Annotated in this window: 20 protein-coding genes and 2 tRNA genes; 3 read left to right on the forward strand and 19 right to left on the reverse strand. The window is 54.7% G+C overall.

The window, feature by feature from the left end:
- Positions 1 to 8: 8 nt before the first annotated feature.
- From nuoF to PuT2_RS00795, 15 genes are all read right to left on the reverse strand, one after another.
- The gene (gene nuoF / locus PuT2_RS00720; RefSeq protein WP_093969117.1) at positions 9 to 1,376 is read right to left on the reverse strand and encodes an NADH-quinone oxidoreductase subunit NuoF; all 1,368 of its coding nucleotides are present in this window, start codon (positions 1,374 to 1,376) and stop codon (positions 9 to 11) included.
- Complete coding sequence (gene nuoE / locus PuT2_RS00725; RefSeq protein ID WP_093969118.1) at positions 1,373 to 1,867, reverse strand: NADH-quinone oxidoreductase subunit NuoE; 495 nt, start codon at positions 1,865 to 1,867, stop codon at positions 1,373 to 1,375. The genes nuoF and nuoE overlap by 4 nt, the downstream gene beginning before the upstream one ends.
- Positions 1,868 to 1,901: 34 nt before the next feature.
- Positions 1,902 to 3,158, reverse strand: coding sequence for an NADH-quinone oxidoreductase subunit D (locus tag PuT2_RS00730; RefSeq protein WP_093969119.1), 1,257 nt, complete (start codon positions 3,156 to 3,158; stop codon positions 1,902 to 1,904).
- A 1-nt stretch (position 3,159) separates the two neighbouring features.
- Positions 3,160 to 3,771 carry an NADH-quinone oxidoreductase subunit C gene (locus PuT2_RS00735; protein ID WP_093969120.1) on the reverse strand — a complete coding sequence of 204 codons (612 nt, stop codon included), beginning with the start codon at positions 3,769 to 3,771 and terminating at the stop codon, positions 3,160 to 3,162.
- Positions 3,772 to 3,809: 38 nt separating this feature from the next.
- Positions 3,810 to 4,286, reverse strand: a complete 477-nt coding sequence (locus PuT2_RS00740) for an NADH-quinone oxidoreductase subunit B family protein (protein ID WP_017524972.1) — start codon at positions 4,284 to 4,286, stop codon at positions 3,810 to 3,812.
- Between the two features lie 87 nt (positions 4,287 to 4,373).
- Complete coding sequence (locus PuT2_RS00745) at positions 4,374 to 4,733, reverse strand: NADH-quinone oxidoreductase subunit A (protein WP_093969558.1); 360 nt, start codon at positions 4,731 to 4,733, stop codon at positions 4,374 to 4,376.
- A gap of 165 nt (positions 4,734 to 4,898) precedes the next feature.
- Positions 4,899 to 6,068 carry a porin gene (locus tag PuT2_RS00750; protein WP_093969121.1) on the reverse strand — a complete coding sequence of 390 codons (1,170 nt, stop codon included), beginning with the start codon at positions 6,066 to 6,068 and terminating at the stop codon, positions 4,899 to 4,901.
- A 577-nt stretch (positions 6,069 to 6,645) separates the two neighbouring features.
- Positions 6,646 to 7,905 carry a DUF1513 domain-containing protein gene (locus PuT2_RS00760; protein ID WP_254046908.1) on the reverse strand — a complete coding sequence of 420 codons (1,260 nt, stop codon included), beginning with the start codon at positions 7,903 to 7,905 and terminating at the stop codon, positions 6,646 to 6,648.
- A gap of 90 nt (positions 7,906 to 7,995) precedes the next feature.
- Positions 7,996 to 9,087 (reverse strand): imelysin family protein, encoded by a 1,092-nt coding sequence (locus PuT2_RS00765; protein WP_158213990.1) that lies wholly within the window; start codon positions 9,085 to 9,087, stop codon positions 7,996 to 7,998.
- Positions 9,087 to 10,490, reverse strand: coding sequence for a di-heme oxidoredictase family protein (locus PuT2_RS00770; protein ID WP_093969124.1), 1,404 nt, complete (start codon positions 10,488 to 10,490; stop codon positions 9,087 to 9,089). Before PuT2_RS00770 ends, PuT2_RS00765 begins: the two co-directional genes overlap by 1 nt.
- 187 nt (positions 10,491 to 10,677) lie before the next feature.
- Entirely contained in the window at positions 10,678 to 11,976 is a 1,299-nt protein-coding gene (locus PuT2_RS00775; RefSeq protein ID WP_093969125.1) for an imelysin family protein, read from the reverse strand.
- A 139-nt stretch (positions 11,977 to 12,115) separates the two neighbouring features.
- Positions 12,116 to 12,200 (reverse strand) — tRNA-Leu (locus tag PuT2_RS00780).
- A 69-nt stretch (positions 12,201 to 12,269) separates the two neighbouring features.
- Positions 12,270 to 12,734, reverse strand: a complete 465-nt coding sequence (gene secG, locus PuT2_RS00785; protein ID WP_093969126.1) for a preprotein translocase subunit SecG — start codon at positions 12,732 to 12,734, stop codon at positions 12,270 to 12,272.
- Between the two features lie 17 nt (positions 12,735 to 12,751).
- On the reverse strand, positions 12,752 to 13,501 hold the full coding sequence (gene tpiA, locus PuT2_RS00790; RefSeq protein WP_093969127.1) for a triose-phosphate isomerase: 750 nt from the start codon (positions 13,499 to 13,501) through the stop codon (positions 12,752 to 12,754).
- A gap of 71 nt (positions 13,502 to 13,572) precedes the next feature.
- The gene (locus PuT2_RS00795) at positions 13,573 to 14,553 is read right to left on the reverse strand and encodes an NAD(P)H-quinone oxidoreductase (RefSeq protein WP_093969128.1); all 981 of its coding nucleotides are present in this window, start codon (positions 14,551 to 14,553) and stop codon (positions 13,573 to 13,575) included.
- Between the two features lie 174 nt (positions 14,554 to 14,727).
- Between PuT2_RS00795 and PuT2_RS00800 the strand changes: the two genes are divergently transcribed.
- A tRNA-Ser gene (locus PuT2_RS00800) sits at positions 14,728 to 14,817 on the forward strand.
- 94 nt (positions 14,818 to 14,911) lie between these two features.
- On the opposite strand, the gene PuT2_RS00805 is transcribed toward PuT2_RS00800, so the two are convergent.
- Complete coding sequence (locus PuT2_RS00805) at positions 14,912 to 16,783, reverse strand: amidohydrolase (RefSeq protein WP_093969129.1); 1,872 nt, start codon at positions 16,781 to 16,783, stop codon at positions 14,912 to 14,914.
- Positions 16,784 to 16,969: 186 nt separating this feature from the next.
- On the opposite strand from PuT2_RS00805, the gene PuT2_RS00810 reads away from it, so the two are divergent.
- A complete protein-coding gene (locus tag PuT2_RS00810) occupies positions 16,970 to 17,935 on the forward strand; it encodes a hypothetical protein (protein WP_093969130.1) in 966 nt (321 codons plus the stop codon).
- A gap of 28 nt (positions 17,936 to 17,963) precedes the next feature.
- Here PuT2_RS00810 and PuT2_RS00815 read toward each other — a convergent pair whose 3' ends face one another.
- Genes PuT2_RS00815 through PuT2_RS00825 form a run of 3 tightly spaced genes read right to left on the reverse strand, consistent with a single transcriptional unit; the run spans position 17,964 to position 20,685 of the window.
- Entirely contained in the window at positions 17,964 to 19,259 is a 1,296-nt protein-coding gene (locus PuT2_RS00815; protein WP_093969131.1) for a saccharopine dehydrogenase family protein, read from the reverse strand.
- Between the two features lie 36 nt (positions 19,260 to 19,295).
- Positions 19,296 to 20,393 carry a carboxynorspermidine decarboxylase gene (locus tag PuT2_RS00820; RefSeq protein WP_093969132.1) on the reverse strand — a complete coding sequence of 366 codons (1,098 nt, stop codon included), beginning with the start codon at positions 20,391 to 20,393 and terminating at the stop codon, positions 19,296 to 19,298.
- Positions 20,394 to 20,400: 7 nt separating this feature from the next.
- Complete coding sequence (locus tag PuT2_RS00825; RefSeq protein ID WP_093969133.1) at positions 20,401 to 20,685, reverse strand: helix-turn-helix transcriptional regulator; 285 nt, start codon at positions 20,683 to 20,685, stop codon at positions 20,401 to 20,403.
- Positions 20,686 to 20,884: 199 nt separating this feature from the next.
- On the opposite strand from PuT2_RS00825, the gene PuT2_RS00830 reads away from it, so the two are divergent.
- Positions 20,885 to 21,541 (forward strand): peroxiredoxin, encoded by a 657-nt coding sequence (locus PuT2_RS00830; RefSeq protein WP_093969134.1) that lies wholly within the window; start codon positions 20,885 to 20,887, stop codon positions 21,539 to 21,541.
- The last annotated feature ends 14 nt before the right edge of the window (positions 21,542 to 21,555 follow it).

A 21,555-nucleotide genomic window follows, 5' to 3' on the forward strand; every position in this document is an offset into this window, starting at 1 on the left:
TCCTGAGCCTACAAATATTTGGGCACCACACAGCTTTTATGCTCGATGTGGTGTGCGAACTCGTCGCGGAAGTGCTTGATGAAACTGCGTACGGGCATAGCTGCCGCATCGCCCAGGGCGCAAATAGTGCGGCCCATGATATTGAATGCCACGGAGTCGAGTACATCGAGGTCTTCGGGACGACCCTGACCGTTTTCGATGCGCTCGAGGATGCGATACAACCAGCCGGTGCCTTCGCGACATGGTGTGCACTGACCGCAGCTTTCTTCGTAGTAAAAGTAAGACAAGCGCAGCAGCGACTTGACCATACAGCGGGTTTCGTCCATGACGATGACAGCACCCGAACCCAGCATGGAGCCGGCTTTGGCGATGCTGTCGTAGTCCATCGTGGCCTGCATCATGATATCGCCCGGCACGACCGGCGCACTGGACCCACCCGGAATAACGGCCTTTAACTTGCGACCGCCCTTCACACCACCTGCCAGCTCCAGCAGCTTGGAAAACGGCGTTCCCATGGGAACTTCGTAGTTGCCCGGCAATTCGACGTCGCCCGACACAGAGAACAACTTCGTGCCGCCATTGTTGGGGATACCGGTTTCGAGGTAGGCCTGGCCGCTGTTACGGAAGATCCAGGGCACGGCTGCGAATGTTTCGGTGTTATTGATGGTGGTCGGTTTGCCGTACAGACCAAAGCTGGCTGGAAACGGCGGCTTGAACCGCGGCTGACCTTTTTTGCCTTCGAGCGACTCGAGCAAAGCTGTTTCTTCGCCGCAAATGTAGGCGCCGAAACCATGAAATGCATGCAGCTGGAAGTTGAAACCAGACCCCAGGATGTTGTCACCCAAAAAGCCAGCCTTGCGCGCCTCTTCGAGGGCTTCTTCGAAACGATCATAGATTTCGAAGATTTCGCCGTGAATATAGTTATAGCCTACGCTGATACCCATGGCGTAAGCCGCAATGGCCATCCCTTCGATAACAATGTGCGGGTTGAAACGCAAGATATCGCGGTCTTTAAATGTGCCGGGCTCGCCTTCATCGGAATTGCAGACCAGATACTTCTGACCCGGCAAATTACGCGGCATGAAACTCCATTTCAGACCTGTAGGAAAGCCTGCACCACCCCGGCCACGCAAACCTGAGGCCTTGACCTCGGCAATGACATCTTCAGGCTTCATGCCTGTTGTGAGGATTTTGCGCAGGGCCTCGTAGCCGCCGCGTTTGATGTAATCGTCGAGGCGCCAGTTAGTGCCATCGAGGTTCGCCACAATTTGTGGATCGATGTGGCGACCATGAAAAATCATGCTGCGCGACAAATCGTTGTTGGGCGCAATGGTCAGGCCTTCGGAGAAGGACTGGAGAATATCGGCGGTACTCATTGTGCACCCCCGTGTTTCTTGAGTTCGTTGATCATGGCATCGATTTTTTCTGGGGCCATGCGGACACACATGTGCTTATTGTTGACCAGCATGACGGGCGAATCACCGCACGCCCCCATGCATTCGCCTTCGAGCAAAGTAAACAGGCCGTCAGACGTCGTTTCGCGAAACCCGATGCCCAATGTCTTCTTGATGTGCTCGGCCGCACCCACGCCATCACGAAGCGCACAGGGCAAGTTAGTGCACACGGTGAGCTTGAAGCGCCCGACCGGCTGAGTGTTGTACATGTTGTAGAAGGTGGCGACCTCTTGTACTGCAATAGGCGCAACACCAATGTAGCGAGCAACGTCCTCAAGGACCTCGGCTGACAACCAGCCGGTTTCATCTTGGGCGATGGTTAGGGCAGCCATAATGGCCGATTGCTTCTGGTCGTCGGGGAACTTGGCGAGTTCCCGGTCGATCTTCTGGTAGGCTTGTTCTGAAAGCAGCATAATTTAAACCCGGTGTTTACCTTGTTGGCGCCGGTTAGCGGTCGATTTCACCAAACACGATGTCGAGCGTACCAATAATGGTCACGGCATCGGCAATCATGTGTCCGCGCGACATTTCGTCGAGGGCCTGCAAATGGGCAAAGCCTGGCGCGCGGATTTTAAGGCGGTAGGGTTTATTGGCCCCGTCGGCAACCATATAAATACCGAACTCGCCTTTGGGGTGCTCGACACCCGAATAGACTTCGCCGCGCGGCACGTGCATACCTTCGGTGAAAAGCTTGAAATGGTGAATCAGGTCTTCCATGCCCGTCTTCATGTCTTCACGCGACGGCGGAGACACCTTATGGTTATCGGAGATGACCGGGCCAGGATTATTACGCAACCACTCGACGCACTGGCGAATAATGCGGTTACTTTCGCGCATTTCGGCCACACGCACCAAGTAGCGGTCGTAGCTATCGCCATTGGTACCGACAGGAATATCGAATTCGAGACGATCGTAGACTTCGTAAGGCTGAGTGCGGCGCAAATCCCAGGCAATACCTGAACCACGCAGCATGGGACCAGTAAAGCCAAGTGCCTTGGCGCGGTCGGGGTCGACCACACCAACGCCCACCAGACGCTGCTTCCAGATACGGTTATCGGTCAGCAGGGTTTCGTATTCGTCGACACATGTCGGGAAACGGTTGGTGAAGTCTTCGATGAAATCGAGCATTGAACCTGAACGCGCATCGTTCATGGCTTTGAGCTCTTTGGCGCTGCGATACTTACTGGTTTCGCCATACTGAGGCATGGTGTCGGGCAGATCGCGATAAACACCACCGGGCCGATAGTAAGCCGCGTGCATACGCGCACCGGAAACCGCCTCGTAGCAGTCCATCAGGTCTTCGCGTTCGCGGAAGGCATACAAAAACACCGCCATCGCACCCACGTCGAGACCATGCGAGCCAATCGACATGAGGTGGTTGAGAATGCGAGTAATTTCATCGAACATGACGCGAATGTACTGCGCCCGCAGCGGCACCTGAATACCGGCCAGTTTTTCGATGGCCATGACGTAGGCATGCTCGTTGCACATCATGGACACGTAGTCGAGGCGGTCCATGTAGGGCAATGCCTGAATGAACGTTTTATGCTCGGCTAGTTTTTCGGTGGCGCGGTGCAACAGACCAATATGCGGATCGGCGCGCTGAATGACCTCGCCGTCAAGTTCGAGCACCAGACGCAACACGCCGTGCGCTGCAGGGTGTTGTGGGCCAAAGTTCAGGGTGTAGTTTTTAATTTCAGCCATGTTAACGCTCTACTCCGTAACCTGCCTCGCGAACGATACGCGGCGTAATCTCGCGCGGCTCGATGGTAACCGGCTGATAAACCACCCGCTTCTGTTCGGTGTCGTAACGCATTTCGACGTTACCCGAAAGCGGGAAGTCTTTGCGAAAAGGATGGCCGATAAAGCCATAATCGGTAAGAATGCGACGAAGGTCAGGGTGCCCTTCGAAGACAACGCCGTATAAGTCAAAGGCCTCGCGCTCGAACCAGTTGACGCTGGGCCAAACGTTGACCAGGGATGCAATGACAGGAAAATCGTCATTGGGCACCCAAACGCGCACACGCAAGCGCCAGTTATGCGTGACCGACAACAAATGCAGCACGACGGCAAAACGCTGAGGAAACTTGGGGGCCGGCGCCATGAAGGCGGGTTCGCCGTAGGTAGCGTAGTCGACGCCGCATAGGTCAATGCACGATTCGAACGCGAGCGCAGGTTTGTCGCGCAGCACCGTACAGGCATCCACCCAGTGGTCGGCAGACACTTCGAGGGTGAGCTCGCCAAATGCTTCGGTTAGCGCACAGGCCGCACCGAACTGCGCCTGGAGGTTATTTTTTAGCGTTTCAAGCCGGGTCATGATGTGATCTTTTTACGGTAATGAAAACAGCCGACCGATTAACGGGCGATAGTGTTGGTTAAACGGATTTTGTTCTGCATTTGCAGTAGGCCGTAAACCAGCGCCTCGGCCGTAGGCGGACAGCCAGGCACGTAGACATCGACCGGAACGATGCGATCGCAACCCCGCACAACCGAATAGGAGTAGTGATAGTAGCCGCCGCCGTTGGCACAGGAGCCCATGGAAACCACCCAACGCGGCTCGGGCATTTGATCGTAAACCTTGCGCAAGGCAGGCGCCATTTTGTTGCACAGCGTACCAGCAACAATCATTAGGTCGGACTGACGGGGGCTGGGGCGAAAAATAATACCGAACTGGTCAAGGTCGTAGCGCGCAGCGCCAGCGTGCATCATTTCGACCGCGCAACAGGCCAGACCGAAGGTCATGGGCCATAAAGAGCCAGTTTTGGCCCAGTTCAGAAACTTGTCTGCACTGGTGGTGATAAAGCCTTCTTTCAGAATGCCGTCAATAGCCATGATTTTGCCTAAATGCCAAGAGAGGGGAAATGCGGGAAAGACAACGCAGAACGCGGCGCATCTGTTAGACCGCGCCGCATAAAAGGCTTACTCCCAGTCGAGCGCGCCTTTTTTCCACTCGTAGAGAAAACCGACGGTGAGCACCGCCAGAAATACCATTACCGTCCAGAAACCCACAAGACCGACGGTGCCGTTTGCAATTGCCCAGGGGAACAAGAAGGCAATTTCGAGGTCGAACAAAATAAACAGAATGGCGACCAGGTAATAACGCACATCGAATTTCATGCGCGAATCGTCGAAGGCCTCGAAGCCGCACTCGTAGGGTGAGAGCTTTTCGGCGTCGGGCCGATGAGGACCCAATACCCGCCCCACCGTAAGCAGCGCAAACCCGATAGCCGTTGCTACGATGATGAAAAGCAGAACGGGAAAATATTCTTGCAGGTTCATGCCGTGCATCCAATCGTGATAAGTAAACTTCCAGATTGTATCATTTTGCGCGCGCCATTTTTCGGGTTAACCCTGTTCTGATACAAATCTGCTGCAGCGCAACCACCAAAGCAAAAGCCACCCCGGAGGGTGGCTTTTTGCTGCCTTAAACCGTGTCAGACACGATTAGAAGCGGTGACGGATACCGGCAACAACTTGCGTTGCTTTCAGGTCGTCTTGGAAGTTTACGCCATTGGCATACGAACCCAAAGCGTAGAAGTTGGTGCGCTTAGACAAGCTGTAGGTGTAGCCAATGCTGTATACGTTTTGCTTGTCGTTACCCCAGTTACGGGCGCCTTCGTTGCTAGGATCAGCCATCATCCAGCTAGCCATGATCATGCTGTTCGCACCGATGGGCGCGCTGACGCCCAATGTGTACGAATTAACTTTCAGATCTTGGTTGAAGTTACGCGAACCAAAAGGAGTCAAGCTTGCGTCGTATGTGTCAACGTAATCAGCGCCAATCAGCGAGCTGTTGCCAGCGAACCAACCGTTGCGTGTCTGACCACCACCAGCATAAACTTTCGCAACCTCGAAGTCGTAGCTAACAGCCAGGGCCCAAGCTTTAGCTGTTACGCCGCTCTGGTTAGCCAGACCGTTCTCAGAGTTTTTCAGCTGATCGTATGTCAGAGCAGCAGCCAAGGGGCCATTTTCATAACGAAGACCGGTTGTCCAAGCACGCTGGTCTTGACGCTGACCTTGTGCGTTGTCAGGCGTGCCCGAGCCGTTAGCGTTAAAGGAGTAGCCCAAACCAAATTGGAAACCCGAAAACTTGGGAGTTTGGTACATGACCATGTTGTCATAGCGCATGCTGCCTGCAGCACTAAATGCCGAACCAATGTTGGCTTGGCCGAAATCAGTACCGAATGGACTGGCTACGCCGGCGAAGTATTTGGAAGCGATGTTGGTTTGACGACCGAGTTCGATCAAGCCCCATACGTCAGACTGAAGACCGACAGTAGCTTGACGACCGAACAGACGAGTTTCATTGCCCGTTACGTTCTGGCCCGACTCACCTGTACCCAGATCGAAACCGCTTTCGAGTTGGAAAACAGCCTTCAGGCCATCACCCAGATCTTCGGAACCTTTCAGACCCCAACGGCTACCCGAGTTGACGCCACTTGCGAAACCCGTGTAGTTCGATTTGAAGCTGTTACCCGCAGAAGTTGTACCTTTGAATTGTTGGTAGTTGATACCACCATCAACGATACCGTACAGGGTTACCGAGGTTTCAGCTTGAGCAGCTGTTGCAGCAAAGCCAGCGACCAGCGCGGCTGTGAGCAGACTCTTTTTCATTTGTGATTCTCCGTAGATTTGAGTAAATCGGCGGCAAAGTCTATGTGCTCTGCCGCCTTGTTTAACTCCGCGGTGGGAAGTTGTAGCTATTGCATCAAAAATCGGCCAACCTTGCTATCGAGAATGACAAAAACACGTTTTATTTCGGGTCACGCGTGGTCATAAAACAACAAAGCGATGCAAAAACCACCCAAAACCAAGGGTTAACCCTTGGTTTATTTGCCGCAACATTTTTGCAACATTTGCTGACCGAAAAACTAAATTTTTTTATAGATTTTTAGTGCAGACAAACGATTAACTAACTGTTTCATTTATATTTTTTGATATAAACAAACCGAACCGATCAGTCTGTTTATGACCTGAAATATCTTTGTCACATTGCAGCAAAATCATCGACAGAACAACGATCTACGGGATATTGCCTATAGGTTTTGGACAGCGAATGCCTAGACAAACGTTACATCGTGTTAACCATGTCGCAAATAGGCACAGGTAGCTCGACGAGCGATGCAGTACAAACCCATCGGTCAGATAATGCACCCGCCACCAATAATTTGGCCAACGCTGAAAGACGACACTACGCTTGAACCCGCCTCATGTGGTTATCCCAAGACACCTCGGCGCTACTAGAAATAAGCTGGATATCAATAGCAGGCGACGACTCACCGTCTTGCAGGACACCGGCCAGCGACACATGACATAACTGCCCTGCCCCGCTGCTAATCAGGAACCCACCGCCAGGTGCGCACGCAACACCGCAACCATCGAATAGCGGCGCCACCCCAACCCGCGCGGCCTTGGCCGCGTCCCAGAACATGGCAACGCCTCCCACGGGGCTGGTAGTCGCAATAAAGCGCCCGCTTTCATCGCACGCTAATGAGCCTACATAGTTTTTCAGGGGCTGCCAGGCGCCTGAAGAACTATCGCCGGGGTGGGCAAAGGCAAGCACCTGACCACGCCGGTGGTAACCTACCAACGGTGGCGAGTGCGTTGCGGGACCTGCATACTGCCCGCCAAACCAGACCACGCCGTCGGCGTCCAGCGTCAGGTGCCGGATTGAAAGCTGTTGCCAGGGCGACGGAACAAATACCTGCTCTTGCAACTCACCGGTAAGTAAATCGATATACACCAGCGAAGGCTGCATACTGTCGCGATTAAGCACAAGCTTGCCATAGTCGGGATGCGTCAGCAGCCCCCCATTGGCAACGCAAACGGTGCGACCATCGGGCATCAAGATCATTTCATGAGGACCGATACCATGCGTTGACCATTCGCCAACGCGTTGCCACTGCCCTTGCGCATTGGGCTGATACAGCCCAATCACACCTCGGCCCTCATCGTAGTCATTCTCGGTAGCAGCCAATAGACCACCATCGGGCGAAAACACCCCATGACCAAAAAAATGACGACCAAGCGCAGCGGTAATCTTGGATGGCGGGCCGTCGCTATCATCCAACTTGAAAGACATAGCGAAAAAGCCGGGCTGCCGTCCAAAAGCAACCACACGCTCATGGTTTGCATCGATGGCAAAGCTGTGGCCACGGTCGGGAATGGGCACAGTCTTAACAACTCGACCATTCGCGTCGAATACCGCAATTTCGTGCTGAGCCCCACGCTGTCGCGCAGCTAGATACAGGTCTTCTCCTAACGTGCCCTTCGGTTTAATTACCCCGGACGCTGTTAGCTGAGCACCCGAGCCAATTGCGGAGCCTGGCCCTTGCCCGCTTGTTGCCAAAGATGCCGCCCGGGAAAACGCCGGAGCCCACACTAGGCTGCCGCCCCATACCCCGGCACTCAGCATGCGTTTCAGAAAGAGGCGGCGCTCGATAGTATTCATATTCTTTCCCTGCGATTGCCGGCGCACCCCGCGCTCAAAACTGGCCGGCTTGCGGCCACCCCAAGGGCTCGTGCGCAGCATGCACCAAACTCAATCACCGTCCAGCGCGTTAAAGCCCAAAGCAACACCTGCCGCCGGCGCGATATCCTGCACGAGCAAAGCACGCGCATTGTCGAGTATTAACGCAACCGCCTCAAAATCTTCTGGCCCTTGCAAAAGAGCGTCGGCACGTGTCAGTTCGGCTAAGAACTGCTGTTGTGCCCAAGCCTGCTCACCCAGGCTCAGTTGACCCGCCGCCATGAACTCGCGCATCCCTACGATGCCAGCCCGCAAGGCTGAGAGGGTTTGATCACTACGCCAATACGGCAGCAATTTCGAGTTGCCCGACGTTAACGCAGGCTTGATCTGAATGTCGCTGGTGAATTGCAGGCCCGTAGCCAATGCTTTGATGCCTTCAGACAACACCTCATCGAGACTACGATATGCCGCCGCTGGCCCTGGCTGCTTAAATGCTTTCCCGTAAGTGCCTTGCTCCGACCAGGCGCTTTCCAGCTCATTAGCCGTCGCGACCAAATTGCCTGCAATTGCTGCTGCGTAGTCGCACTGCGCCTTCATCACTTTGCTGAAAGGCTTATCCAAAGCGACGGCCTGAATCAGCCCACCCTCGCGATACAGCACATATTCCAGCGCCGGCAACCCCTGCACCGCCACGCTTTGTTTCGACAGTTCGGGCGCCTGGCCCGCCTCGTATTGCCCGATGATTTTGGGAATTTGTCGCGCGCCCACATTGCGCACGTCTGGCCAGAAACTAATGCGCTCGTAACGGTTGGCTTCAACCAGGGGCCCAAAGCGCAAAAACAGGACACGCGACCAGGCGTCGACAACATTTTTGAAAGCCTCACCCAGAAGCGCTGCGTCTCTTCGTCCAGAGTTCGCGCATATCCCCTGGATCTCTTTGACCAAATTGCCGGCGGCATGGGTCAACGTGGCAAAGCTCGGTTGAATGTAGGCCTCCGCCCAGCGTTGACCCGCCCCGGCGTTGTCAACGACATTAACACGCTGTGTTGCCGAAACTTCATTCACCTCGTCGGCCTGTGACGCATTGGGCAAAAGCCCCAGCGTGGTGCCTAAAACACACGCTGCCATCATTGAGCGCAAGGGCACTAAACACAAGAATTTCATTACAAAGACTCCAGGAACTGGATCAAATTGGCACGATCTTCGGGAGACATGGCGACCACCCTGTCGCGCGCAGCCTGCGCCTCGCCGCCGTGCCATAGAATCGCTTCGAGTAGTGTGCGTGCACGACCATCGTGCAGCCACGTTGCATTGGGGTTCACGGTCTTGGTCAAGCCAATGCCCCACAGCGGCGGCGTGCGCCACTCTCGTTGCAGCGTCTCTTTGCCATCCTCATCTGCCAATCCTTCGCCCATGTCGTGCAACAACATGTCGGTGTAAGGCCAGATCAGCTGAAACTGATGTTCGGAGCGCGCCGCGTCGCGGCGGGTTACGTATTTGGGCACATGGCAAGCAATACAATTAGCTTCATAAAACAGCTTCTTGCCAGCCAGCACTTTTGGGCTGGACACCTCACGCCGCTGAGGCAGCGCCAGGTTCGACGAATACACCGTCACGAAATCGATAAGATTTCCCGGCACCTCGTGATCACCCTGCTCTTTTTGGACACCATGCGGCAAGGTTCGGCAAGGCGCTTGTTGTGCTGTGCAATCGCCATAAGGGTCTTCGCGCAGCGGCGTTGACAAACCCATGTCCATAAAAAACGCCTCAGCCGACTGGCGCTTGACGGAAGGCTGATCTGCCTTCCAGCCGAAGCGACCAAGAACCTTCTGGCCCGACTCAGGGTCAGTCACCCAGTTGGGGCGACCCGATACCGCGTCGCGGCGCGTTTGCGGCGTATCGATATTCTTAAGGATGTCTTGGGGGTGAATCGCCTCAAGCAAACCTAAGCCCAGCATCGGCGGGGCCAAGCGCGCAGACAATCTGACGTTAGGGTCGAGGGGGCCGTAGCCCAGCGCATCGATGGTGTAATCTGGGCGTTGCAACACGACGGTCTCCCCCCCGGCCAATTCAATATTGACTGGCGAATAAGCAATACGCAGCCGCCCCTCGCCCGCGAGCCCCGTCACTGCAAAGGGCTGCAGCTGCCGCCCGTAAACCGGGTCTGGCGCGCCGGAAGGCAGTGCAAAACGAATTAGCAAAGCCATCGCCTCGCTTTTATCTTCTGGGTCGAGGCCGGGCACAGTACCCCGGCCATCCTTAACATGGCAAGCCTGGCACGACCGCGCGTTAAACAAAGGCCCCAACCCATCAGAAGCCAGGGTTGACGCGGGCGATGAAACCCAGTCTTTTCGGAACACGCCATTTCCGACCATGAACTCCTGGCGCCCCTCGAAACTTAAATTAGCCGCCGGATGAGAGAAAATGTCGGCGTTGACACGCTTGACGACTGTACCCGCACCTCCCTGCATTTGCTCGAACGCCTCGGCTTTAGAAAAGTCGACAGTAGGTGCCGTAACCGTAAGCACGCGTTGCCGATCAGTTTCAGATAAATCGGGGCGCGGCATCAATGCAGCCTCTGAGGCGAACACACCTTGGTTAAATGTTCCTGTCACCAGGGTTGAGATAAGAATCAGGGCAGCGCACCTACCCAATGTCTTTCGAGCAAACACAATAACGACCTACTTTATTTAAGTTTTACGTCAGCTCTGCCGAACGAAATCGCGGCCCCGAAGGGCCGCTATATACGCAGAACTATTGAAATACTGCGCTGGGCGCATCGAGACTGTCAGAGCCTTCAATTTGAACGCCACCCAGATCAAGCGCAGTGATCACCCGCTCGATGGTTCGGGTTTGAGCAACCAACTGATCAACAATAGCTTGAATAACGGCATTGCCCTCTGCGTTGCCTTGCGCAATCATCTGATCGTAGGTCTCAATGTTGCGCGCACGGTCGCGCATGACATCCATTGCGGCCAGTGTCGATTGCAACCGAGCACGCATTTCTTCGTCGAGCGCCGGGTTAACGGCTTGCACCAGGTCGCTAACCGAAGGCCCCTGGACGGCGCCACCCTCGGTACGCTCGTAGCGCCCCAGATATACATTCATCATGCCGACTTGGTTGTAATAATGGGCATTGTGCGTATTGTCGGAAAAACAATCGTGCTCTTCTTCGGAATCGTGCAAGATCAAGCCTAGCTTGATCCGCTCGCCAGCAAGCTCGCCATAAGACAGGCTACCCAGCCCGGTCAGCATGGCCACCAAACCCGCTTTTCCATCGGCTTGCACAGCTTCCCTTGCCTTGCCGCCCGGCTGCCAATACGACACCATTTCTTTCAGGTCGTCGACCAACATATGGGTAACGACCTCTAAATACCGGGCACGCCGATCGCAGTTACCACCCGTGCAATTGGCCAGATCAAAATCGGTGTGGGGACGATTACCGGCGTGGCGCGCTTGCGGTGAACCTGTTGCGCCTGCAGGCGCCGGGCCCGTGCCGTTAAGGTCTTGCCCCCAAAGCAAAAACTCTACAGCATGGTAACCCGTTGCCACGTTGGCTTCATTACCATCGGCTTCGTGCAAAACGTCGCGCAACAGCTCTGCCGTAATCTGACTTGCATCGACTGTTTTCCCGCCAATTTTAAGCTGAGGGTTGGCAATAACGTTAACGACGTAATAAGCATTTATGTCAGAGTCGGTGCCATAGGAAGCGTCGACGTAATCAATCATGCCTTCGTCCAGCGGCCAAGCATTGACGCCACCTTCCCAGGCGTCAACAATTGGGTTGCCAAAACGAAAGGCTTCGGTTTGCTGGTAAGGCACCCGCGCGTCAATCCAGGCCTGGCGGGCTGACTGCAGGGTACCGGGGCTGGGCGCCTTTAAAAGCTGCGCTACGGCCAATTGCAGCTTCTGTGCTCCCGCAAGCGCATCTTCGTAGTTGGCCTGCGCAATATCGGCATAGTTTTTAACCACAGCCGCCGGCTGCGCCGCGCCAACCGCAGGCGCAGCCACCAGCGCGCACACAGCCAGCAAAGAACCCAATACTTTTTTCATGCTTTCCCTTTGCAAACACACCACCCAACGGCGGCAACATCATAAAACAATAATGATATTGTAAACGATTTGCATTTGCAAAAATCCAACAGACAACAAAAAACCCGCACGGTTTGCACACATGCGGGTTAACTGTTTTTGGTGCCGACGGCGAGACTCGAACTCGCACAGCTCTCGCCACTACCCCCTCAAGATAGCGTGTCTACCAATTCCACCACGTCGGCTGTTTTGCTACTGGTACTACTGTAAAGCACGCAATTATAGCACGCTTAAATTTTATTTGCTTGCGCAGTTTAATTGCCGCTGGCAGGTGCGGCGGGCACCGCAGAGCCACCCGTGGAAGGCGCTTGCTGGGCACCATCGACCGGCGCAGCAGGTACTGCAGAAGACGTCGAGCCCGGCGCTGAAGGCACCGCTGCAGGCGCTGCACCCGGGACCTGGGGCACGGCAGAACCCGCGGCAGGGGCAGTTTCGGGCTGATAGCCTTGCATAATACCGGTGTCGAGGATGGAGTCACCCGTGCGGTGCGACACATAGGCCAAACCGATGGTAGACGCAAAGAACACCACCGCAGCCCACTTGGTAGTACGCGACAGGAAGTTAGCAGCACCTGTGGCACCAAACAGGCTGCCGGCCGAGCCACCCCCGAACGAAGAGCCCATGTCGGCGCCCTTACCTTGTTGCAACAAGACCAGAATAATGATGCTCAGCGATGAAATAACCTGAATCGCGAGAAGAAGGGACGACAACCATTGCATGTGATGACTCCGGGCCTTTAAGCGGCCGCAATACTAAGAAATTCTTCGGCAACAAGCGCTGCGCCGCCAACCAGCGCACCATCGATGTCGGGCATGGCAAACAAACTGGCCGCATTCGCGCCTTTAACGCTCCCGCCGTACAGTACCTGCACCTGCGCAACGCCTAGTTCAGACAACAACTTACGAATAAGCGCATGCACATCTTGAGCCTGTTGAGGCGTGGCGGTAAGCCCCGTACCAATTGCCCAAACGGGCTCGTAGGCAATGATCATTTTTGCCACGGCTTGCGCGCCAAGGGCAAGCACGGGCGCCAATTGGCTGGTAATGACCTGGGCCGTTTCGCCGGCTGCTTGTTGCTGCAGGGTTTCGCCCACGCACACGACGGGCGTCAAGCCCGCATCGAGGGCTACTTTGGCTTTTTGCGCAACCAGCTCGTTGGTTTCGGCGTGATACGTACGTCGCTCAGAATGCCCCACCAGCACCCAACGACAAGCAAAGTCGTTGAGCATGGCAGCGGAGACTTCGCCGGTATAGGCGCCGGAACCATGAACGCTGACGTCTTGGGCACCCCAAGACACTGCACTACCCGACAAAGCGGCCTGCGCCTGCGCCAAATACGGAAACGGCACACAAACAGCAACCGAGCACGCACCGACACCGGCAACGCCCTCTAGCACACTACCCAGCAAACGGGCGTTATCGGCAAGGTTGCCGTTCATTTTCCAGTTACCAATTACCAGGCGCTGGCGTTCTTGATTCGTATTCATGGGCCTACAGGCTTAGTCGAGAAAACCCGCTATTGTAGCCTGATTTAACCGCAACCGCATAGATCAAACACTCAATTGACGGTCAGAACAATCTTGCCGATATGGTCACCCGACTCCATGAGGGCATGTGCATCAGCGGCTCGGGCCAGTGGAAACGTGGCGTGCACTACAGGCCTGATCTTTTTTGCGGCCAACAGTGGCCAAACCTTGCCACGAAGCGCCTGAGCAATTTGCCCCTTGAAACTGACTGGGCGCGGGCGAAGTGTCGAGCCGGTAATCGTAAGACGACGTCGAAGCACCTGATTGAAATCGACCGTACCTTTAGGCCCGCCCAACAGCGCGATAATAACGATCCGCCCGTCGTCAGCCAAACACTTCAGATCACGTTCGATATAGTCACCAGCCACCATATCCAGAATGACGTCCACCCCCTTACCGTCGGTCAGCGCCTTGATGCGCTCGACAAAGTCTTGCGTACGGTAGTTGATGCCGGCGGTTGCCCCCAGAGCTTCGACGGCCTTCACGCGCTCATCTGACCCCACCGTCGCATAGACACGATGCCCCAACGCAACGGCCAGCTGAATGGCCGTAGTGCCAATGCCACTGGCGCCGCCATGCACCAGCAAGGCTTCGTCGGATGACAGCCGTCCGCGGTCGAAAACGTTGCTCCATACCGTGAAATAAGTCTCTGGCAAGCCAGCAGCTTCAATGTCGGTCAGGCCATCGGGAACGGGCAAACACTGCACCGCAGGGGCGACACAGTATTCGGCATATCCACCACCCGCCACCAATGCGCACACACGATCACCGATTGCAAAGCCGCCTGCGGCAGCGTCACCACCCACAATTTCGCCTGCGACCTCAAGCCCAGGTAAATCGGATGCACCAGGCGGCGGCGGGTAGTTTCCAGCGCGCTGAAACACGTCGGGACGGTTAATACCCGCAGCGGCCACCTTGATTAAAACTTCGCCTGCGCCTGGCACTGGCGTAGGACGGCCGGTCAGCACCAGCACTTCTGGCCCGCCGGGGCGAACAATTTCTACAGCTTTCATGGTGCGCGTTTCCTTTTGGTGTGGCTTGACGTGGTGCAGTTTGACGCCGCAGGCCTATAGCCCGCCCGCCTTTGCAATATTACTTAACAGGCTAGCCCCTGCACCGACGTGAACGCCAAGATGACAATCGAAACAGCATAGGCTAAACTTGCGCCCTTGCGTTGGCAAGTATACGGAAGCGTGGCAGAGCGGTTGAATGCACCGGTCTTGAAAACCGGCAAGGGTTTGCGCCCTTCGTGAGTTCGAATCTCACCGCTTCCGCCAACCAGATTAAAAAAGCGCCTTTTAAGGGCGCTTTTTTATTTTGCAGAGCAGCATCGGTAATTTTCTCGGCGCCAAACCAAATTTATGGCGCTGCTCATTTGGCCTGCTGCAGCCCAGACAGTATCGCTCCCATGAGTAACTCGGGGCCATGGGCATGCTCTGCATGACTTTGTTCACCCTCATGATGCTCCCACGCCTTCAACATTCTGGACACCGTATCACCCATAGCGACCGACATACTTGAAGCCGTAGTTTGAGCATCACGCACAAAAATCACCTGCCCTTTCTTGATGGTTTGCAACACTTTGATGTCGGTCAACCTTTCAGGATCAATGGCCGTAGGATCTTCGGACAAAACAACAAAGTCGGCCTGTTTACCTGGCGCCAACGAGCCTTTTTTGTCTTCTTCAAAGTGCTGATAGGCCGGCCAGATCGTCATGGCCTTAAGCGCTGTCATCACGTCAACGCGCTGGTGAGGGCCCAAAATGTCGCCTGAACGTGAACGTCGAGTGACCGTCGCCGACAAGACGCGCATCGAATCGGGAAAGGCAACTGGCGCATCATGATGCGTCGAGAACATCATGCCCCGTTCACGAACCCAACCGGTAGGCGAAATATTATCGGCATGCTCTGGCCCAACGGTACGATCCCGATGCCAATCGCCCCAATAAAACGTATGCATGGGGAACAACGACGGAAAAACGTCGAGCTGGTCAAGCAATGCAACTTGGTCTTTGCGCATAAATTGGCCATGAATCAATACCGCACGTCGGTCAGCCACGCCATACTTGTCACGGGCCGTTTTTATAGCCGCAAGCAGCATATCGGAAGCGGCCTCGCCATTGGCATGGGTGATGATCTGAATATTATTCTTGAAAGCCCAATCGATTGCGTCAAAGACCTGATCGGGCGTAGCCGCCGAATAGCCGCGATAATCGGCACGATAACCCTGCGGGGGCTTGTAATAGGGACGGTCGCGATAAGCTGTAAAACCTTGCGGCGACCCATCGATAGTTAGCTTCGCCCCACCTACCCGAAAGCCATCCACGTAATCCTTGCTAGCGCTTTTCCCGATAAAGTCGCGATCTTGCAGCACATCGACGTAGGTCACCACGTCGATAGGTATCTTCCCGGCAGCAGCGGAAGCCTGCATGAGCGGGACAATGGTAGACGTTGCACGACCCTCTTGCCCGGTGGTGTAGCCATACTGCGCCAGCAAATGCGTCCCCGCGACAAACAAGCCTTGCGCTTGTTCCGCCGTCATTTTGCCAAACTGTTTGGCTAATGCACCGAAAAATGCGGCTTCTTCGAGCACACCATTAGGTTGTTGAGACCCTTTCTCGCGGCGGATCACGCCCCCTTCCGGGTTCTTGGTGTTGCTAGAAATACCGGCAAGCTCAAGGGCTTTGCTATTCAATACCCCAAGATGTCCCGACTGATGAATCACCAGAATGGGGATATCTTTAGATACGGCATCGAGGTCTTCACGCGTGGGGTGACGCTGCTCGGCAAGCTGGGCGTCATCATAACCAAAGCCCAAAATCATGCCGGCGCTTTTCACCGTACTTTGATTCTTTTGCGCCCATCTTTCAAGCGCCGCTTGCAGCTTTCTAATATCCGTCACTTCGCCGTCGGGCGGTGCCAGCAAATTGGCGGAAACAGCCTGTAAACCGATCATAAACGCATGGCCATGCGCATCGACAAAACCCGGAAGCATGGTTTTGCCTTTGAGGTCGATCATTTTGGTGGCATCGTCTTTTAACGCGTTGACGTCATCCAATGACCCCAGGGCCAGGATTTTGCCATCTTTGACCGCAACGGCCTGCACCTTGGGCTGTGCATCGTTGATGGTCAGAATGGCGCCGCCAAACCAGATTTGATCGGCCATTTGGGCGGCTACGGCCTGACCGCACAGCAAGGTGCTGCATGCCAGCGTTATAGCGCGTAGAGGTCGGATTAGAGACATTAATTTTCTCCTTAACAGGCCATAAAATGATCCCATGCATTCAGAGAGTACAAGAATTTACAAGATATGGTCCAACCCTATTCCTGAAAAGCAGCCTTCGCTGTCACCGATCCCTCGTAGACAACGTCAATCAAAACTCCGCATAATCCGAAACGTTCAATCACGCTCTGATCAAGAGGTCTTGCCATGCGTTTTTTTATCCACACAACGCCAAATGCTGGGCGTTGCGTACGGGCAGCTTTACTGGCGACCACGCTGACGCTAGCGGCCATGCTGTCAACCTCGCAGGCCTGGGCGAGCACAACAGCCCAGGAAACAGACCAGGCGCTGAACGCGCTGAACACCAATTTTCGCGAGCTTTACCAAGCCCGAACTGCGCAAGTACTGGAACGGCTGCCGCTGATTCTGGTCGTACAAAATTCGGCCGTAACCGTGGTGCGCGGCACGCAGCGACACATTTATGCGGTGCCCATTCAACGCTATAACGATGCACGGTCGATCATGCATGCGGTGCTGGGGTTCCATGGCTTGATGACCCGACTGGCACAGGCCGGCAACGACGCCCAATGGGGTGAATTACAAACATTTATAGCCAATCTGCAGCAACTGAAAACGCTGGTTGGCCGCACCGAACTGAATCGCCTTGAGCAGGCGCGCGTCGATAAGGTTTTACACCGGCTGAATGACTACGCAGCTACGGCGCTAGCCAAGAGGCGCATAGACCTCCCCGCCCTGCGGGCAACACTGCAAGCTGCAGAACCTGATATTTCGGCCATTACCCTGTCGATAGGTCGTGCGCACGCTGCTGCCATGAGCGACGTTTTACGCACGATACGAGCACAGGCCACGCCCGAAGAATGGGCTCAGGTCGTCGCTGTGATCACCGGCCCGTCTACCCCAAGAAGGAACAATCTGGAAACAGCTATCGTGGCATCGGTCTTGGGTAAACAACTAATGGGCACCCGCATTTTTTATTCGGAAAACATCTTTTCTGTTGATGGCGCCCTGGCCTACCTGCAAACTCTGGCCGGCGACCAGGAGCTTTCCGAAAACGTATTTAACCAGCCCTACCAAATGTGGCAAGATCTATTCACGCCGGTATCCCGCGAACTGATCGAGGTCGATTTTTATACAGACCTGGCCCAACCATAAACAACACCGGCCGGGCCCCATGCCAGGCCTAGCCGTATTTCAGTTCGCCCTGGCGGTCGTCACCCAATGGCGCAGCAACCGGGCAAATCGGCTCGAGCACATCGTCACCCGCCGCATGGCGGATGCGCGTGACCAACCCCATACGATTCATCTGGGCGATCAGTGGCGCAGGGTCTAGTTCTTCAACATTGACCATACCGCCGACATCCCAAACACCTTCGGCAATCAGCAGTGCAGCAGCTACCGGCGGCACACCGGCAGTATAAGAAATCGCCTGACTACCTACTTCTTGGTAGCTGGCCCCGTGATCGCATACGTTATAGATCAAGACTTCGGCCGGCTGACCGTCCTTCGTGCCTTTGACCAGATCACCGATGCAAGTTTTCCCGGTGTAATCCGGTGCCAGCGACGCAGGGTCGGGTAATACGGCTTTCACGACTTCAAGCGGCACGATCTCTTGCCCCCGCGCGGTACGAACAGGTTGCTCGGACAGCAACCCCAAATTCTTGAGCACATTAAATACATTGATGTAGTGCTCGCCAAAACCCATCCAGAACCGGATGTTGGGCACGCCCAGATGCTGCGACATGGAATGCAACTCGTCATGCCCGGTCAAGTAAGTCGTGCCCACGCCGGTGACGGGCATGTCCCAGTCTTTACGATGCTCGAACATCTGGTTTGCTTTCCAGGCGTTGTTTTCCCAAGACCAAACCGTTGACGTAAATTCGCGAAAATTAGTTTCCGGGTCGAAGTTAGTCGCAAAATATCGACCATGGCTACCGGCGTTAATGTCAATAATATCGATCGAATCAACCTGATCGAAATGATGGTCGATTGCGTAACGCGCATAAGCATTGACTACGCCCGGGTCAAACCCAATACCTAAAATGGCGGTCACGCCCGCAGCTTTGCATGCCTCGCGGCGCTTCCATTCGTAGTTCGCGTACCAAGGCGGCGCTTCACACACTTTAAGCGGATCTTCATGGATGGCAGTATCCATGTAGGCAGCGCCAGTTTCAATACACGCCTGCAACACCGACATATTCACGAATGGCGAACCGACGTTAATCACAATTTGACTGTGAGTGGCACGAATCAGAAACTTGGTCGCCTCGACATCGAGAGCGTCAAGCGCATGGGCTTGCAAAACGCCTTTTGTTTGCATGCTGCCTTTGGCATGAACAGAATCGATGATGGCGTGACACTTGGCCAATGTACGCGACGCGATATGAATATCGCCCAGCACGGCGTTGCTCTGGGCGCACTTGTGCGCCACGACTTGCGCGACCCCGCCGGCACCAATAATCAGGACATTGCGCTTCATAGCATGTTCTCTCTTACCAAAGTGAAAAGATTGCCGTCAGGATAGGCTGGCGACATAATCATCAAAGGAAAAGTCGCGAACGACGTGGACCGTGCCATCGAGTTCTTTGACTGCAATAGATGGCATATGAATGCCGTTAAACCAGTTCTTCTTGACCATGGTGTAGCCGCCCGCATCACCAATAGAGATACGATCACCCACCTGCAGCGGACGGTCAAAACGCCCTTCGCCAAAGATATCGCCCGCCAGACAGGTTTTGCCGCATACTTGGTAGACATGGTCACCCTGCCCCTGACCCAACGGAGCGGTTTCGCGATATATGAGCAAGTCGAGCATGTGAGCTTCGGTGGAGCTATCAACCACAGCCAGGTGCTTGCCATTAAAGGCGGTATCCAGCACACTGACCTCGAGTGTGGTCGTATGCCTCACCGTAGCCTCACCCGGCTCAAGATAAACCTGTACACCATAGGTATCTGCAAATTGCCTTAGCCGCGCGCAAAATGCGTCGACCGGATAACCTTCGGCAGTAAAGCTGATACCGCCCCCTAAGCTAACCCAATCCAACCGGTGCAACAGTTCGCCGTAGCGTGCCTCAACATCGGCCAACAGCGTATCGAAACGATCGAAATCTTTGTTTTCGCAGTTGTTGTGAATCATCACGCCGCTGATCTGATCAACAACGTCAATAATGCGCTGAGGATCTGACTCGCCCAACCGGCTGAACGGACGCGCCGGGTCAGCCAGATCGAAACCGGCGCAGCTTACCCCTGGGTTGAGCCGCAACCCTATGGGCTTGCCGTCGGCGTGCGACACAAAGCGATTTAATTGACTGATGGAATTAAAGATAATTTTGTCGCAGCTGGCGACAACCTCTTTTATTTCGTGATCGGCAAATGCAACGCTGTAAGCATGGGTTTCGCCACCAAACTTTTCATAACCCAGCTTGACCTCATACAACGAAGATGACGTCGTGCCATCCATGTACTCGCGCATCAAGTCAAAGACTGTCCAGGTAGCAAAACACTTGAGAGCCAATAAAACGCGGGCACCCGACTGTTCGCGCACCCGTTGAATAATTTTCAGGTTACGCAGCAGCGCCGATTTGTCGATAAGGTAGTAAGGGGTTGGAATCATATAAATATCAATCTTTTTTGCCGTCGCGATGCGCAATTTGAACAGGGGGCTGACCAGGCAGTGTCACGACCAGTGAAAGTTGTCCACCTATGCTTTCAACATAGTGACGTAGAGTAGACAGCAACATGTCATCGCGCTTTTCAAGGCGCGATACCGTGTCTTGCCCAACGCCCAACGCCAACGCCATTTCGTCCTGGGTGTGCCCGGCCCGCTTTCTTAGCTCTTTAAGCGTTAATGTCGGCACATCCGCAAGGAGCGTTGATTGACGCGTATCAAGATTTTTTTTGGACATAGCGTTATGGTAGAGCCAGGCGTATGATTGTTACGCTTGCGCAGAGTAGCGCAAAGGCCTTTATTACAAACAGCTTACAGTTAACATAAAGGGCGAAATTATGGCCTATAAGTCATATGCAGTCAAATGCATATTTAACGTAGGCCGCTCGCCTGGTGTTTAACCTTTCCGTTTTCCTCAACATCACAAAGGATCAGCCATGTCTTTAAGAATCAACGACGTTGCCCCCAACTTCACCGCCGACTCGACCGCCGGTCAAATCACGTTTCACGACTGGGTTGGCGACAGTTATGCCATCCTTTTCTCGCACCCCAAAGACTTTACCCCCGTATGCACCACCGAGTTCGGCGCAGTCGCCCAATTGGTGCCCGAATTTGTCAAACGCAATACCAAAGTGCTGGGGGTTTCGGTAGACAATGTTGAAGACCACAAAAAATGGAAGCGCGATATCGAGGCCGTTGCCGGCGCCCCGGCCGACTTCCCGATCATTGACGACACCTCGTTGAACGTGTCGAAGCTCTACAACATGCTGCCGGCCGATGCCTACCTGCCCGACGGCCGCACGCCCGCACACAGCGCCACAGTACGTACCGTCTTCATTGTTGGCCCCGATAAAAAAATCCGCCTGACCATGTCGTACCCTATGTCAGTTGGGCGCAACTTTGCTGAAATCATGCGCGCACTAGATGCCGTGCAAGCAACCGACGGCGTACCCATTGCCACACCGGCCAACTGGGTGCCTGGTCAAGACGTTATTGTGGCGTTAAGCCTGAACGACGAGCAGGCCAAAGAGAAATTCGGCGACCTCAACATCAAGTTGCCCTATTTGCGTTTTGCAAAAGCTCCGCAAAAATAAGCGGAAAAGCAGTA

The organism is Pusillimonas sp. T2, from assembly GCF_002236805.1.
Classification (GTDB): domain Bacteria; phylum Pseudomonadota; class Gammaproteobacteria; order Burkholderiales; family Burkholderiaceae_B; genus Neopusillimonas.

Excerpts from the sequence above, each read along its gene's own strand:
- nuoF (WP_093969117.1), bottom strand. The coding sequence starts at position 1,376 with ATGAGTACCGCCGATATTCTCCAGTCCTTCTCCGAAGGCCTGACCATT.
- nuoE (WP_093969118.1), bottom strand. The coding sequence starts at position 1,867 with ATGCTGCTTTCAGAACAAGCCTACCAGAAGATCGACCGGGAACTCGCC.
- PuT2_RS00730 (WP_093969119.1), bottom strand. The coding sequence starts at position 3,158 with ATGGCTGAAATTAAAAACTACACCCTGAACTTTGGCCCACAACACCCT.
- PuT2_RS00735 (WP_093969120.1), bottom strand. The coding sequence starts at position 3,771 with ATGACCCGGCTTGAAACGCTAAAAAATAACCTCCAGGCGCAGTTCGGT.
- PuT2_RS00740 (WP_017524972.1), bottom strand. The coding sequence starts at position 4,286 with ATGGCTATTGACGGCATTCTGAAAGAAGGCTTTATCACCACCAGTGCA.
- PuT2_RS00745 (WP_093969558.1), bottom strand. The coding sequence starts at position 4,733 with ATGAACCTGCAAGAATATTTTCCCGTTCTGCTTTTCATCATCGTAGCA.
- PuT2_RS00750 (WP_093969121.1), bottom strand. The coding sequence starts at position 6,068 with ATGAAAAAGAGTCTGCTCACAGCCGCGCTGGTCGCTGGCTTTGCTGCA.
- PuT2_RS00760 (WP_254046908.1), bottom strand. The coding sequence starts at position 7,905 with ATGAATACTATCGAGCGCCGCCTCTTTCTGAAACGCATGCTGAGTGCC.
- PuT2_RS00765 (WP_158213990.1), bottom strand. The coding sequence starts at position 9,087 with ATGAAATTCTTGTGTTTAGTGCCCTTGCGCTCAATGATGGCAGCGTGT.
- PuT2_RS00770 (WP_093969124.1), bottom strand. The coding sequence starts at position 10,490 with ATGCCGCGCCCCGATTTATCTGAAACTGATCGGCAACGCGTGCTTACG.
- PuT2_RS00775 (WP_093969125.1), bottom strand. The coding sequence starts at position 11,976 with ATGAAAAAAGTATTGGGTTCTTTGCTGGCTGTGTGCGCGCTGGTGGCT.
- secG (WP_093969126.1), bottom strand. The coding sequence starts at position 12,734 with ATGCAATGGTTGTCGTCCCTTCTTCTCGCGATTCAGGTTATTTCATCG.
- tpiA (WP_093969127.1), bottom strand. The coding sequence starts at position 13,501 with ATGAATACGAATCAAGAACGCCAGCGCCTGGTAATTGGTAACTGGAAA.
- PuT2_RS00795 (WP_093969128.1), bottom strand. The coding sequence starts at position 14,553 with ATGAAAGCTGTAGAAATTGTTCGCCCCGGCGGGCCAGAAGTGCTGGTG.
- PuT2_RS00805 (WP_093969129.1), bottom strand. The coding sequence starts at position 16,783 with ATGTCTCTAATCCGACCTCTACGCGCTATAACGCTGGCATGCAGCACC.
- PuT2_RS00810 (WP_093969130.1), top strand. The coding sequence starts at position 16,970 with ATGCGTTTTTTTATCCACACAACGCCAAATGCTGGGCGTTGCGTACGG.
- PuT2_RS00815 (WP_093969131.1), bottom strand. The coding sequence starts at position 19,259 with ATGAAGCGCAATGTCCTGATTATTGGTGCCGGCGGGGTCGCGCAAGTC.
- PuT2_RS00820 (WP_093969132.1), bottom strand. The coding sequence starts at position 20,393 with ATGATTCCAACCCCTTACTACCTTATCGACAAATCGGCGCTGCTGCGT.
- PuT2_RS00825 (WP_093969133.1), bottom strand. The coding sequence starts at position 20,685 with ATGTCCAAAAAAAATCTTGATACGCGTCAATCAACGCTCCTTGCGGAT.
- PuT2_RS00830 (WP_093969134.1), top strand. The coding sequence starts at position 20,885 with ATGTCTTTAAGAATCAACGACGTTGCCCCCAACTTCACCGCCGACTCG.